We start from the raw sequence: 12,827 nt of genomic DNA on the forward strand, positions 1-12,827 counted from the left end.
TGGGCTCGGAATATGTGTATAAGAGAGAGGATCATGTGCGTTTTGCGCTGATCGAGAACCAGGACCGGATTCGCCAGGCTGTGCGGGGGATTCGTGGGATGTTTCGGGCGGATGGGTTGACCGGCAAAGCCTGACAGCCAACCACAACATCTGTGGCGAGGGAGCTTGCTCCCGCTCGACTGCGAAGCAGTCGCAAACCGGTCGCCTCACTCTATGAGTCGGAGTTGACTGGATTGGGGCCGCTTCGCGGCCCAGCGGGAGCAAGCTCCCTCGCCACAGTTAGTCCAGGGTGTTCTTAGATCACCAGCGACAACAGCAGGATAAAGATCAGCCCCACCACGGACAGGATGGTTTCCATCGCGGTCCAGGTCTTGAAGGTTTCGGCCACGGTCATGTTGAAGTACTGCTTGACCAGCCAGAAACCTGCGTCGTTCACGTGGGACAGGATCAACGAACCGGCACCGGTCGCCAGCACCAGCAGCTCACGGTTCACGCCTGGCATCATCCCCACCACCGGCACCACGATCCCGGCCCCCGTAATGGTCGCCACAGTGGCCGCACCCGTCGCAATCCGAATCACCGCCGCCACCAGCCAGGCCAACAGGATCGGCGAAATCTGCGCACTAACCGCCATGTGGCCGATCACATCGCCCACGCCGCTGGTCACCAGCATCTGCTTGAAGCCGCCACCGGCACCGATGATCAGGAGGATCGCGGCAGTCGGGGCCAGGCTTGCGTCCAGCCATTTGAGCATCTGGCTGGAGCCGATGCCCTGCTTGTAGCCGAAGGTGTACAGCGACAGCAGCAACGCCAGCAGCAAGGCCGAGATCGGGTGGCCGATCATGTCCATGCAGACGCGGAAGAGGTTGCCGTCCGGCAGCGCTACGTCAGCAAAGGTCTTGAGCAACATCAGGAACACCGGCGACAGTACGGTGATCAGGGTGATGCTGAAGCTTGGCAGCTCGGCGGCGTTCGTCTCGCGGGCCAGTTGATCCACCAGTTCCTGGTTCGGATGGCCGGGGATGTGCTTGGCAATGAACGTACCGAAGATCGGGCCGGCAATGATGGCGGTCGGCAGTGCGACGATCAGGCCATAGAGAATGGTCTTGCCGATGTCAGCGCCAAAGATGCCGATCGCCAGCAGCGGACCCGGGTGCGGTGGCACCAGGCCGTGGACTGCGGAAAGGCCGGCCAGCAACGGGATACCGATCTTGATGATCGACACGCCGGTGCGGCGCGCCACGATGAACACCAGCGGGATCAGCAACACGAAGCCGATCTCGAAGAACAGCGGGATGCCCACCAGGAACGCGGCGAACATCATCGCCCATTGCACCTTGTCCTTGCCGAAGGCACGGATCAGGGTCTGGGCGATCTGATCGGCCCCGCCGGACTCGGCCATCATCTTGCCGAGCATCGTGCCCAGCGCCAGGATGATGCCGACAAAGCCGAGCACGCCACCGAAGCCGTCCTGGAACGCCTTGATGATGGTGCCGGTCGGCATGCCCGACGTCAGGCCGAGGAACGCGGCGGCGATGGTCAGTGCAATGAACGGGTGGAATTTGAACTTGGTGATGAGGACGATGAGTCCGATCACCGTGACCACTGCATCAAGCAGTAGGAACGTCTCGTGGGACATGCCGAACATGGGAGGTGTCTCCTGATTTGTTGTTGTTATTGAAGCAGTTATTTATGAGCCGTCGGGACAGCGCTATCTTTCTGACGCAAATTTTTTGAAACTCAACCGGCAAGCTTCAAACCGTGGGCCAACCACCAGACGTAAGCCTGGCGCGCCAGTTCATCGATGCTGTGGCTGGACGCGTCGAGAGCCAGGGTCAGGGGCTCGCCGACAGGGGATTCGAGGGAGGCAAACTGGCTGTCGATCAAAGTCGACGGCATGAAATGACCGGGACGGTGGGAAACACGGTCGGCGGCCACTTCGGGGGTCAATTCAAGGAATACGAAGCCCAGGCCGGGCAAGGCACTGCGCAGACGCTCGCGATAACTGTGCTTGAGGGCCGAGCAGGTCAGCACCGGGCGCTCGCCCGTGGCGTCGACACGGCGCAACTCATCGCACAGGCTGTCGAGCCAGCCGGCACGGTCGTCGTCGTTCAGGGGAATACCGGCGCTCATCTTCTGGATGTTGGCCGCGGGGTGGAAGGTGTCGCCTTCGATGGCGGTGGCGCCGCTCAATTGGCACAGGGCCTGGCTGACGCATGTCTTGCCGCAACCGGCAACGCCCATGATGACCAGGGCGGTGATGGGATTGTTCATGTAACACCTCAGCGCGCAGACAGCGCTACCTTTGCCAGTTATGACACCGCAGCAAAAGCAGAAGTTGCCGACGCCTTCTTGTCATTTTTGTGGTTGCAGCATGTTCGTTCACGACGCGAGCGGACGGGAGATCAGGCAACCCCCGTTCACGCATTTGCAGCGGCGTCGAGACAGCGCTACCTTAGTGCCTTGATTTTTGTTTGGCAAGCCGCCCTGATGACCGCCTCTAAAAACGATAAGAATACTCGCACCACCGGTCGCCCCACGCTCAACGAAGTCGCACGCCTGGCCGGTGTCAGCCCCATCACTGCCTCCCGTGCCCTGCGCGGCGTCAGCACCGTAGCCTCGGAACTGGTGGAAAAAGTCCGCCAGGCCGCCGTGGAGCTCAACTACGTCGTCAATCCCGCTGCCCGCGCCCTGGCTTCGGCCCAGAGCCATTCGGTGGTGGTGTTGGTGCCGTCGTTGTCCAACCTGTTATTCATCGACACCTTGGAAGCCATCCATCGGGTCCTGCGGCCCAAGGGTTTCGAGGTGGTGATCGGCAACTATCACTATTCCCGTGACGAGGAAGAAGACCTGTTGCGCAACTACATGGCCTATCAGCCACGGGGTTTGCTGCTGACCGGTTTCGACCGCACCGAAAGCGCCCGGCGGATGATCGAGGCCAGCAACATTCCCTGCGTGTACATGATGGAACTGGACCCCGGCGCCGGGCTCAACTGCGTTGGTTTTTCCCAGCTCAAGGCGGGGGAAACGGCGGCCGGGCACTTGATTTCCAAAGGCCGCAAGCGCCTGGCCTACATCGGTGCACAGCTGGACCAACGTACCCTGCTGCGCGGCGAAGGCTTTCGTCGCGCCCTGCAGAAAGCCGGCTTGTAAGACCCGGACCTGGAACTGCTGACCCCGCGCCCCTCCTCGGTGGGCCTGGGTGGTGAATTATTCCTGCAATTGCTCGACAGCCACCCGGACGTCGATGCGATTTTCTTCGGCAACGACGACCTGGCCCACGGCGCCTTGTTCGAGGCCCTGCGCTGCGGCATCAAGATCCCCGAGCAGGTCTCGGTCTTGGGCTTCAACGACCTGCCCGCCTCGGCCCACATGGTGCCGCGCCTGAGCAGTATCAGCACCCCACGGGAAGCCATCGGCCGTCGCGCCGCCGAACAGATGCTGACGCTGATGGCTGGCAACCGCATCGCCCAGCCGGTGGTGGACATGGGCTTTGAGCTCAAGGTTCGCGAAAGCACCTGAACAGCCTCGGCACGAGGCGGTCGATCCATGCCGACGAACGGCAAGGATTGGCCGCCGCGCTCGCAGCACGCCCGTCTAAAAGCCCTTGGCATAAGGTTCTAGCGGCAACGGCATGGGAATTGCTCCTGCCCCTCGCTCAGCCATTACCTACAAGGTGTTCATCATGTTGGTCAGTGCAAAACAGCAAGCGATGGTCTTGCCGCTCAAGCGCCCGGGCGAGGATCCCACCGCCGAAGCCGCCAGCGGCCTGCAAAGCGCCGCATTGCAGGCGTTGCGCGATAACGTCCAGGCCCGGGCCAGCCAGGGCAGTGCCCAGGTCCAGGACGCCTTCACCCGACAAGCCACGCAGCAGGTCAGCGCCGCCACCGCCATCAGCGACAAGGTGGACGAGGCATTCGCCAAGACCCGCGTGCACTTGCAGACCGTTGCTTCGTCAGCGCCCGAAGAAACCACGACGCTTGGCGGCTCCGCGACGGCAGAATTCAAGGACTACATGAGCAAGACGCCCGAAGAGCGCCTGCGCGACAGCATCCTTGAAGAGATGGGCATTACCCAGGAAGAGTTGGAGGCGATGCCGCCCGAGAAGCAGATGGCCATCAGTCAGGAGATTGCCCAGCGCATGCAGGACAAATCGGCGATGGCACAAGTGGAAAAGGCCGAGGAAAGCCGCACAGGGGACACGGCCTCGGCCACGGACATGTTTCTCGCCTCGCTCTGAGCTTCGACACATAACGAAGGGTTTGAGCTGGGCCGACCGCCCCAGCTCAAACTGAGGCCAACCGAGACGGTAGCGGCTCAATGACCGAACAGATTCACCTTCTTGGCCTTCTTGTCGGCACGCTTTTCATCAGCACTCTTCGCCGGTTTTTTCTTTGCCGCTTTTTTTGAATCCATGCCTTTGGCCATGATACGTACTCCACTCATACGGGATGTGCAGTCAGGTATACACCTATCGCCGCACCCGCGTTCTTTTATAATCGCCTCCCCCTTCTGCGCCACGACCCTGCCATGTCCGAAATCCTTTACACGCAACTCGACGAGCCGCTGTGGCCACTGATGAACAAATTTTACCGCGCCCACCAATCCTCGATGAAAGCGGTGCGTGACGCACAACTGTGGGTGGCAAGGCGCGATGAGATTGTCGCCGCCCTGTGCCTGCGGCCCGTGTCGGGCGGGCATTGGTTGACCGGGTTGTTCGTCGACCCGACGTACCGCGTACAGGGCATTGGCGCGCGGTTGATCGCCGAGGCGGTGAAAGACCTGGATGAGCCGGTGTGGTTGTTCTGTCACCCGGACTTGCGTGGTTTTTATGAGCGACGTGGTTTCAGCTTCGATCCTGAACTGCCCTATGCCATGGCCGAGCGCCTGAGCCGGTATGCGCGCAGCAAGCCGATGATTGCGATGGGGTTGGCATCTGCAAAACCCTGAAGATCAACGCAGCCCACTGTGGGAGCGAGCTTGCTCGCGATGGCGTCAGGCCAGTTGCATCAAGGGTGGCTGACACACCGCCATCGCGAGCAAGCTCGCTCCCACAGAGTTAGTCGTCGGCCATGGGATCCAGGTCCGGAAACATCACCTCGGTAAAGCCGAACTTGCTGAAATCCGTGATGCGCGACGGGTACAACCGCCCGATCAGGTGATCGCATTCATGCTGCACCACCCGCGCATGGAAGCCCGACGCGTAGCGCACGATCGGCTCGCCCTTGGGGTCGAAGCCTTCGTAGCGGATGTCCTGGTAGCGATCCACCGCACCCCGCAGGCCCGGTACCGACAGGCAACCCTCAAAACCCTCTTCCATCTGCGGGCCCAACGGAGTGATCAATGGGTTGATCAGAATCGTCTGGGGCACCGCCTCGGCGTCGGGGTAACGCTCGCTGTGTTCGAAGCCGAAGATCACCAGTTGCAAGTCGACACCGATCTGCGGCGCCGCCAGACCGACACCGCCGACGCTTTGCATGGTCTGGAACATGTCGTCGATCAATTGCCACAACTCAGGGCTGTCGAACAGGTCGGCGGGCACCGGCGGGGCGATGCGCAGCAGGCGTTCGTCGCCCATTTTCAGGATTTCACGGATCATGGTCGGGCTTCGTCAGGGTGGGTGTGAGGGATGGAATGGTCGCGCCCCAGGCCGGACACGTGCTGCTTTTCATGCTCGCCCGGGGTCTTTTCACCTGGATTCTTGCCCTCGGCGGACATGTGCTCGATCACCGCATTCATCTCCGCACCGAGCAGCAGCACTGCCGAAGAGATGTAGAAATACAGCAACAACACGATGATCGCGCCGATGCTGCCATACATGGCGTTGTAGTTGGCGAAGGTCTTGACGTAAAACGCGAAGCCCAGGGAGGCGATGATCCACACCACCACCGCCAGCACCGACCCTGGGGTGATGAAGCGAAACTCCTGCTTGACGTCGGGCATCACGTAATAGATCAGCGCCACGGCGACCATCAGCAAGAACACGATCACCGGCCAGCGCACAATCGTCCAGAGCGTGACGATGAACTCCTCCAGGCCGACCTGGGCCGCAATCCAGCCCATCACCTGCGGCCCGAGCACCATCAGCGCCGCGGCGGCCAGCAGCATGCCGGCGATGCCGACCGTGTAGAAGATCGACAGCGGAAAGCGCTTCCAGGCCGGACGGCCCTCGACCACGTCGTAGGCGGCGTTCATCGCGCTCATCATCAGCCGCACGCCCGCCGAAGCGGTCCACAAGGCGATGACGATACCCACCGACAACAAGCCGCCCTTGGATTGCTGGAGCTGGTCAATCACCGGGTTGACCTGTTCCAGGGCCTGGGGCGGCAGCACCAGTTCCGATTGCAGGCGCAGCCAGGAGAAGAAGTCCGGCAGGTGCAGGAAGCCAATCAATGCAATCAGAAAGAGAATGAACGGGAACAGCGAAAACAGCATTTGGTAGGCCAAAGCCGAGGCGTAAGTCGACATCTCGTCGTCGAGAAACTCGGTCACGGTGCGCATCATCACACGATGCAAGGGTAAGCCTTTCAAGGCCGGGAACATCATGTGCGTCTCCTTTCGCCGCAAAAAGGGGTGGTCGCTTGGCGACTCAGGGGGCGTTGCCACAACAAAGTAGCCTGTTTGGCGACGTTGGATCAATTTCGTCTTTTCAGGCCCGACGCTGAGTTGACCGATGATTGCCAAGCCAAGTTTCATCGTTCGTACAGGCGGGGCTTTATGTTTACCCGGCAACCACCGAGAATGCCCCACGTATTCAGGCGGCGGCCTGAAGCTCCAACCCCGTAGGAACGTTATGAAACTCGATAAAAAGCAGGCCATCGCCCGCAGAAACCTTGAACTGGGCGGCGCCGTACTGGGCGTCAACAACTGCCACTTCAGCGAATTGAACCGCAACCGCAACATCTTCTGGTTCGATATCCCGGTGGCGCGCCTGGCCATCGGTCAGTACGAATGGATCCACCTGCTGCTGCACACGCCGGCCACCGATGAGCTGCTGCACTTGAAAGTGCCGACCGTGTTCCTGCGCGAAAAGATGGAAGGCCTGGAAGTGCGCAACCAGGGCAAACGCAAGGCAGCCCTGAGCCTGGAGCTGAGCGCCGACAAAGACTCCTACCTGCAGGACATGCGGCCGGGGGGCACCAACCTGGATTTTGCGCAGTTCAGGTTGTAATGCTCCACATAGGTTGATTGCAGGGAGCTCTTGTGGCGAGGGAGCTTGCTCCCGCGGGACGCGCAGCGGCCCCGTGCGGTGTGTCAGTGGGATCGGAGGGGGCTGCTGCGCAGCCCAGCGGGAGCAAGCTCCCTCGCCACAAAAAGCTGCCCCGCCCCGGGACATTCGCCGCACAATGAAAAGCCCCGCATCAGCGGGGCTTTGTCATTGGCAACGGCCTTACTGCTTCAGCCCCAGCTTTCTAAGCTCTTCATCCCGCAACTCGCGCCGCAGGATCTTGCCCACGTTGGTGGTCGGCAAGGCATCGCGGAATTCCACGGCCTTGGGCACCTTGTAGCCGGTGACGTTGGCGCGCATGTGCTCCATCACCTGTTCCTTGGTCAACGTGACACCCGGCCGTGCGACGATGAAGATCTTGATCGCCTCGCCAGACTTCTCGTCCGGGATGCCGATGGCCGCGCATTGCAGCACGCCCGGCAGGGTTGCCAGCACATCTTCCAGCTCGTTGGGGTACACGTTGAAACCGGAGATCAGGATCATGTCTTTCTTGCGATCGACGATGCGCATGTAGCCATCCGGCTGGATCAGCGCGATGTCACCGGTCTTGAGCCAGCCTTCGCTGTCGAGGATCTCATCGGTGGCTTCCTGGCGCTGCCAGTAGCCTTTCATGACCTGCGGGCCTTTCACGCACAACTCGCCGATTTCGCCCAACGGCTGTTCGACGCCCGCGTCATTGATCACCTTGCACAGCGTCGACGGCACGGGGATGCCGATGGTACCGACCTGGATGTGCTGGATCGGGTTGACCGTGGCCACCGGGCTGGTTTCGGTCATACCGTAACCTTCGCAGATCGGGCAACCAGTGACCGCTTTCCAGCGCTCGGCTGCCGCGAGTTGCAGGGCCATGCCGCCGGACAGGGTGACTTTCAGGGCCGAGAAATCCAGCTTGCGGAAGGCTTCGTTGTTGCACAGGGCCACGAACAGCGTATTGAGGCCGACGAAACCACTGAACTTCCACTTCGACAGTTCCTTGACCATCGCCGAGAGGTCACGCGGGTTGCTGATCAGGATGTTGTGATTGCCGATCAGCATCATCGCCATGCAATGAAAGGTGAACGCATAAATGTGGTACAGCGGCAGTGGCGTGATCAGTACCTCACAACCTTCATTGAGGTTGGAGCCCATCAGCGCCTTGCACTGCAGCATGTTCGCCACCAGGTTGCGGTGGCTGAGCATCGCGCCCTTGGCCACGCCGGTGGTGCCGCCGGTGTATTGCAGCACGGCCACATCGTCGCTGGAGGGGTTGGCTTCGTTCACGGGCTGGCCGTGGCCTTTGCTCAACACGTCGTTGAACTTCACGGCCTTGGGCAAGTGATAGGCCGGGACCATTTTCTTGACGTACTTGATCACGCTGTTGATCAACAGGCGCTTGAGTGGCGGTAGCAGGTCGGCGACTTCGGTGACGATGACGTGCTTGACACCCGTCTTGGGCACCACGGTTTCCGCCAGGTGGGCCATGTTCGCCAGACACACCAGCGCCTTGGCGCCGGAGTCATTGAACTGGTGTTCCATTTCCCGCGCGGTGTACAGCGGGTTGGTGTTGACCACGATCAGCCCGGCGCGGATCGCACCGAACACGGCCACCGGGTACTGGAGAACGTTGGGCAACTGCACGGCGATTCGATCGCCCGGCTGTAAATCGGTATGCTGTTGCAGGTACGCGGCAAACGCCCCGGACAACTCGTAGAGCTCACCGTAGGTGATCGTCTTGCCGAGGTTGCTGAATGCCGGCTTGTTGGCAAAGCGTTGGCAGGACTGCTTCAACACCGCCTGAATATTCGGATACTCGTCTGGATTGATGTCGGCAGCAATCCCAGCTGGGTACTTATCCTTCCAAAAGTCTTCGATCATGGAAGCCCACTCCTCAGCAACGCGAATTCTCACCGCATTTGATGCGATTATTATTGGTGTGTTTATTGGTGAATCTGGCTTGAATCAAGGCCGAGAAGTCACAAAAGCGCGCCGAGAGTAGCAGCTTTGCCGAGGGTCGCCTAGAGCCAAAAACAACCCCCATAGTCATAAACATGACTCATGACCATTCAATGGTCACTTTTAGAGTAAAAATTCCAAACCCCCACTGCATCGCCCTGAATACACAAAAATCTGTGGGAGCGAGCTTGCTCGCGATAGCGGTGTATCAGCCAACATTTCTGTCACTGACCCACCGCTATCGCGAGCAAGCTCGCTCCCACAGGGTTTCTATTGGTCTTCCTTAAGCTCAGGCGATATCCCGCAGCTCCCGCCGCAGGATCTTGCCCACCGGCGTCATCGGCAATGAGTCCCGCAAGACGATGTGCTTGGGAATCTTGTAGCCGGTGAAGTTCTCCTTGCAGTAGGCCTTGAGTTCTTCAAGGCTGACCCCGGTTTCCCGCGCCACCACGAACAACTTCACCGCCTCGCCCGAACGCTCGTCCGGCACGCCGATCACCGCGCAGTTGGCGACCTTGGGGTGGGCCATCACCACGTCTTCGATTTCGTTGGGGTACACGTTGAAACCCGAGACGATGATCATGTCCTTCTTGCGGTCAACGATGCGCACGAAGCCGTCCGGGTCGATCACCGCGATGTCGCCGGACTTGAACCAGCCCTCGCTGTCCAGCACTTCGGCCGTGGCCTCGGGTTTGTTCCAGTAGCCTTTCATGATCTGCGGTCCCTTGATGCACAGTTCCCCGCGCTCGCCCAAGGGTTGCTCGACGCCCTCGTCGTCGATCACTTTCATCAGCGTGCCCGGCACCGGCATCCCCACCGTGCCCAGGCGGGATTTACCGCCATAAGGATTGGCGCTGGCCACCGGCGAGGTTTCGGTCAGGCCATACCCCTCGGTAATGCCGCAACCGGTGATCTGCTGCCAGCGCTCGGCGGTGGCCTTGATCAACGCGGTGCCGCCGGAGTTGGTGACCTTGAGGTGGGAAAAATCCAGGGTCTTGAAATCGGGATGGTCCATCAGCGCCACGAACAGCGTGTTGAGCCCCAGCAATAACGAGAAACGCCAGTTCTTCAGCTCCTTGATGAAGCCACCGATGTCCCGCGGATTGGTGATCAGCACGTTGTGGTTGCCGGTCACCATCAAGCACATGCAGTTCGCCGTGAACGCATAGATATGGTACAGCGGCAATGGCGCGATCATGACCTCCTGGCCTTCGCGCAACAGCGGCTGGCCGTCATCGCCGAGCTGTCCCAGGCACGCCCGGGCCTGTTGCATGTTGGCCACCAGGTTGCCGTGGGTCAGCATCGCCCCCTTTGCCAACCCGGTGGTGCCGCCGGTGTACTGCAGCACGGCAATGTCATCGAGGCTGACCTTCAAGGGCTTGATGCCCTGGCCGCGTCCCAGGCGCAAGGCGCGCTTGAAGGAAATGGCCTGGGGCAGCGAATAGTCCGGGCCCAGTTTCTTGACTTTGCTCACCACCGTGTTGACCAGCCAGCCCTTGGCGGTGGGCATCAGGTCGCCCATCTTCGCTTCGATCAGGTATTGCAGGTCCGTGTCGGGCAACACCTCCTGGACTTTCTGCCCGAACATGTTCAGGTACACCAGCGCCCGGGCACCGGAGTCCTTGAACTGATGACGCATTTCCCGCGGGGTGTACAGCGGGTTGGTGTTGACCACGATCAGCCCGGCGCGCAACGCACCGAACACGGCGATCGGGTACTGCAGGATGTTAGGCATCTGCACCGCGATACGATCGCCCGGCGCCAGGTCGGTATGGGCTTGCAGGTAACCGGCGAAGGCTGCGCTGTAGCGCTCGAGCTCGGCGTACGTGAGGGTCACCCCCATGTTGCTGAACGCCGGGCGGTCGGCGAATTTCTTGCAGGAACGCTCGAACACCTCGACCACCGACTTGTAGGCCCCGAGGTCGACATCCAGGGGCACGCCGGCCGGGCGCTTGTCATTCCAGAAATCAGGCTGCATTGTTTTTGTCCTCTTTACCTGAGCATATCCGGGCCGCGTCTGTATCGCTTGCAGAGGCGGAGCTCCTGGGACACTAGCAGCTATGGCGAATCAGGCAAATATGGCAACCTGCGTCATAGATTGTGTGAATCTTCCTCCCATGGATCAGCCTGATCAGGCGAGACGCAGCGGATGCGCTATACAATGCAGCGACGCAGCGTCTGACTTTGTGCAAAGGAACCGCCATGATCCACCAAACGTTCTGGCTGACCGCGACCGACCACAGCCGCCTGTTCGTCAACCAGTGGCTGCCTGAAACCGCCCCGTTGGCGGTGGTCATGCTGGCCCATGGCATGGCCGAACACAGCGGCCGCTACGCCCGCCTGGCCCAGGCGCTGTGCGACGAAGGTTACGGAGTCTACGCGCTGGACCTGCGCGGCCATGGCAAGACCGGCGAAGAAGCGATCCTCGGCCACTTTGCCGACGAGGACGGCTGGGCCAAGGTCGTGGGCGACCTGGCCAGCCTCAACCATCACATCGGCCAGCAACATCCGGATACGCCTATTCTGCTACTGGGCCACAGCATGGGCAGCTACCTGGCCCAGGGTTACCTGCTACATCACAGCGCCAGCCTGCACGGGGCGATTCTCAGCGGCTCGAACTTTCAACCGGTGGTGCTCTATCGCAGCGCTCGCCTGATCGCCCGCTTCGAACGCCGGCGCCAGGGTGCGGCGGGGCGCAGCGCCCTGATCGAGTGGCTGTCGTTCGGCAGTTTCAACAAGACATTCAAACCGACACGTACTCCCTTCGACTGGCTCAGCCGTGACCCGGTCGAAGTCGATAAATACATCCACGACCCCTTGTGCGGTTTCCGTTGCACCAATCAGCTTTGGGTCGACCTGCTCGGCGGCTTGCAGCAAATCAGCAAAGCGTCCAATCTCGCCCAGATCGATCCGGGCCTGCCCCTGCTGGTGATCGGCGGTGAATGTGATCCGGTGAGCGAAGGCAAGCGTCTGAAGGATCTGGCCGACGCCCTGCGCGACGCCGGCAGCCAACACCTGCAATTGACGATTTACCCGCAGGCCCGGCACGAATTGTTCAATGAAACCAACCGCGACGAAGTGACCGCCGACGTGCTGGCCTGGATCGCCCAGGCCTTGGACCACAAGCGGCCGCCACGCAGCGAGTAGGTTTGCGACGTTTTTCTTTACCCCACAGGATCTGAAACAGATGACCCAGGTTACCAACACCCCTTACGAAGCCCTCGAAATCGGCCAGACCGCCAGCTACAGCAAGACCGTCGAGGAACGCGACATCCAGCTGTTCGCGGCGATGTCGGGCGATCACAACCCGGTGCACCTGGACGCCGAATTCGCCGCGGCGAGCATGTTCAAGGAGCGCATCGCCCATGGCATGTTCAGCGGTGCGCTGATCAGCGCGGCGGTGGCGTGTGAGTTGCCTGGGCCGGGCACTATCTACATCGGCCAGCAGATGAGTTTTCAGAAGCCAGTGAAAATCGGCGACACCCTGACCGTGCGCCTGGAAATCCTGGAGAAACTGCCGAAGTTCCGCGTACGTATCGCCACCCGTGTGTTCAACCAGCGCGACGAGCTGGTGGTGGACGGCGAAGCCGAGATCCTCGCCCCGCGCAAGCAGCAGACCGTGACGTTGCCGACGTTGCCGGCGATTACTGTCGGTTGATCCACTGAA

Annotated in this window: 12 protein-coding genes and 1 pseudogene; 7 read left to right on the forward strand and 6 right to left on the reverse strand. The window is 60.8% G+C overall.

Annotated elements, in window-relative coordinates:
* Positions 1 to 134: hypothetical protein (locus HGO40_RS12210; protein ID WP_250963263.1), on the forward strand; the 134-nt coding region annotated here is incomplete at its 5' end.
* 161 nt (positions 135 to 295) lie between these two features.
* Here the strand turns inward: HGO40_RS12210 and HGO40_RS12215 are convergent.
* Positions 296 to 1,648, reverse strand: a complete 1,353-nt coding sequence (locus HGO40_RS12215; RefSeq protein ID WP_250963212.1) for a GntP family permease — start codon at positions 1,646 to 1,648, stop codon at positions 296 to 298.
* A 92-nt stretch (positions 1,649 to 1,740) separates the two neighbouring features.
* Positions 1,741 to 2,274: a gluconokinase gene (locus tag HGO40_RS12220; RefSeq protein WP_250963213.1), complete on the reverse strand. Its 534-nt coding sequence runs from the start codon at positions 2,272 to 2,274 to the stop codon at positions 1,741 to 1,743.
* A 216-nt stretch (positions 2,275 to 2,490) separates the two neighbouring features.
* Between HGO40_RS12220 and gntR the strand changes: the two are divergent.
* The 3 genes and pseudogenes from gntR to HGO40_RS12235 all read left to right on the forward strand — a co-directional run bounded on the left by gntR (position 2,491) and on the right by HGO40_RS12235 (position 4,950).
* Positions 2,491 to 3,522, forward strand: a pseudogene (gene gntR / locus HGO40_RS12225) (HTH-type transcriptional regulator GntR).
* Positions 3,523 to 3,685: 163 nt separating this feature from the next.
* Positions 3,686 to 4,240, forward strand: a complete 555-nt coding sequence (locus tag HGO40_RS12230) for a hypothetical protein (protein WP_250963214.1) — start codon at positions 3,686 to 3,688, stop codon at positions 4,238 to 4,240.
* A 290-nt stretch (positions 4,241 to 4,530) separates the two neighbouring features.
* Positions 4,531 to 4,950 (forward strand): GNAT family N-acetyltransferase, encoded by a 420-nt coding sequence (locus tag HGO40_RS12235; RefSeq protein ID WP_250963215.1) that lies wholly within the window; start codon positions 4,531 to 4,533, stop codon positions 4,948 to 4,950.
* 109 nt (positions 4,951 to 5,059) lie between these two features.
* On the opposite strand, the gene def is transcribed toward HGO40_RS12235, so the two are convergent.
* Positions 5,060 to 5,599 carry a peptide deformylase gene (def, locus tag HGO40_RS12240; protein WP_250963216.1) on the reverse strand — a complete coding sequence of 180 codons (540 nt, stop codon included), beginning with the start codon at positions 5,597 to 5,599 and terminating at the stop codon, positions 5,060 to 5,062.
* On the reverse strand, positions 5,596 to 6,546 hold the full coding sequence (locus tag HGO40_RS12245) for a YihY/virulence factor BrkB family protein (RefSeq protein ID WP_250963217.1): 951 nt from the start codon (positions 6,544 to 6,546) through the stop codon (positions 5,596 to 5,598). The genes def and HGO40_RS12245 overlap by 4 nt, the downstream gene beginning before the upstream one ends.
* A 247-nt stretch (positions 6,547 to 6,793) precedes the next feature.
* On the opposite strand from HGO40_RS12245, the gene HGO40_RS12250 reads away from it, so the two are divergent.
* Entirely contained in the window at positions 6,794 to 7,171 is a 378-nt protein-coding gene (locus HGO40_RS12250) for a hypothetical protein (protein ID WP_186709198.1), read from the forward strand.
* 219 nt (positions 7,172 to 7,390) lie between these two features.
* On the opposite strand, the gene fadD1 is transcribed toward HGO40_RS12250, so the two are convergent.
* Together fadD1 and fadD2 are read right to left on the reverse strand one after the other, a co-directional pair.
* The gene (fadD1, locus tag HGO40_RS12255; protein WP_250963218.1) at positions 7,391 to 9,082 is read right to left on the reverse strand and encodes a long-chain-fatty-acid--CoA ligase FadD1; all 1,692 of its coding nucleotides are present in this window, start codon (positions 9,080 to 9,082) and stop codon (positions 7,391 to 7,393) included.
* Between the two features lie 367 nt (positions 9,083 to 9,449).
* On the reverse strand, positions 9,450 to 11,138 hold the full coding sequence (gene fadD2 / locus HGO40_RS12260) for a long-chain-fatty-acid--CoA ligase FadD2 (protein ID WP_250963219.1): 1,689 nt from the start codon (positions 11,136 to 11,138) through the stop codon (positions 9,450 to 9,452).
* 224 nt (positions 11,139 to 11,362) lie between these two features.
* On the opposite strand from fadD2, the gene HGO40_RS12265 reads away from it, so the two are divergent.
* The gene (locus tag HGO40_RS12265; RefSeq protein ID WP_250963220.1) at positions 11,363 to 12,307 is read left to right on the forward strand and encodes an alpha/beta hydrolase; all 945 of its coding nucleotides are present in this window, start codon (positions 11,363 to 11,365) and stop codon (positions 12,305 to 12,307) included.
* A gap of 40 nt (positions 12,308 to 12,347) precedes the next feature.
* Complete coding sequence (locus HGO40_RS12270; RefSeq protein ID WP_014336929.1) at positions 12,348 to 12,818, forward strand: MaoC family dehydratase; 471 nt, start codon at positions 12,348 to 12,350, stop codon at positions 12,816 to 12,818.
* Positions 12,819 to 12,827: the final 9 nt, after the last annotated feature.

This window comes from Pseudomonas sp. CG7, from assembly GCF_023701885.1.
Taxonomy (GTDB): domain Bacteria; phylum Pseudomonadota; class Gammaproteobacteria; order Pseudomonadales; family Pseudomonadaceae; genus Aquipseudomonas; species Aquipseudomonas zanjanensis.

Coding starts and splice junctions, on each gene's coding strand:
- HGO40_RS12250 (WP_186709198.1), top strand. CDS start 6,794: ATGAAACTCGATAAAAAGCAGGCCATCGCCCGCAGAAACCTTGAACTG.
- HGO40_RS12230 (WP_250963214.1), top strand. CDS start 3,686: ATGTTGGTCAGTGCAAAACAGCAAGCGATGGTCTTGCCGCTCAAGCGC.
- def (WP_250963216.1), bottom strand. CDS start 5,599: ATGATCCGTGAAATCCTGAAAATGGGCGACGAACGCCTGCTGCGCATC.
- HGO40_RS12245 (WP_250963217.1), bottom strand. CDS start 6,546: ATGATGTTCCCGGCCTTGAAAGGCTTACCCTTGCATCGTGTGATGATG.
- HGO40_RS12270 (WP_014336929.1), top strand. CDS start 12,348: ATGACCCAGGTTACCAACACCCCTTACGAAGCCCTCGAAATCGGCCAG.
- fadD2 (WP_250963219.1), bottom strand. CDS start 11,138: ATGCAGCCTGATTTCTGGAATGACAAGCGCCCGGCCGGCGTGCCCCTG.
- HGO40_RS12220 (WP_250963213.1), bottom strand. CDS start 2,274: ATGAACAATCCCATCACCGCCCTGGTCATCATGGGCGTTGCCGGTTGC.
- HGO40_RS12265 (WP_250963220.1), top strand. CDS start 11,363: ATGATCCACCAAACGTTCTGGCTGACCGCGACCGACCACAGCCGCCTG.
- HGO40_RS12215 (WP_250963212.1), bottom strand. CDS start 1,648: ATGTTCGGCATGTCCCACGAGACGTTCCTACTGCTTGATGCAGTGGTC.
- HGO40_RS12235 (WP_250963215.1), top strand. CDS start 4,531: ATGTCCGAAATCCTTTACACGCAACTCGACGAGCCGCTGTGGCCACTG.
- fadD1 (WP_250963218.1), bottom strand. CDS start 9,082: ATGATCGAAGACTTTTGGAAGGATAAGTACCCAGCTGGGATTGCTGCC.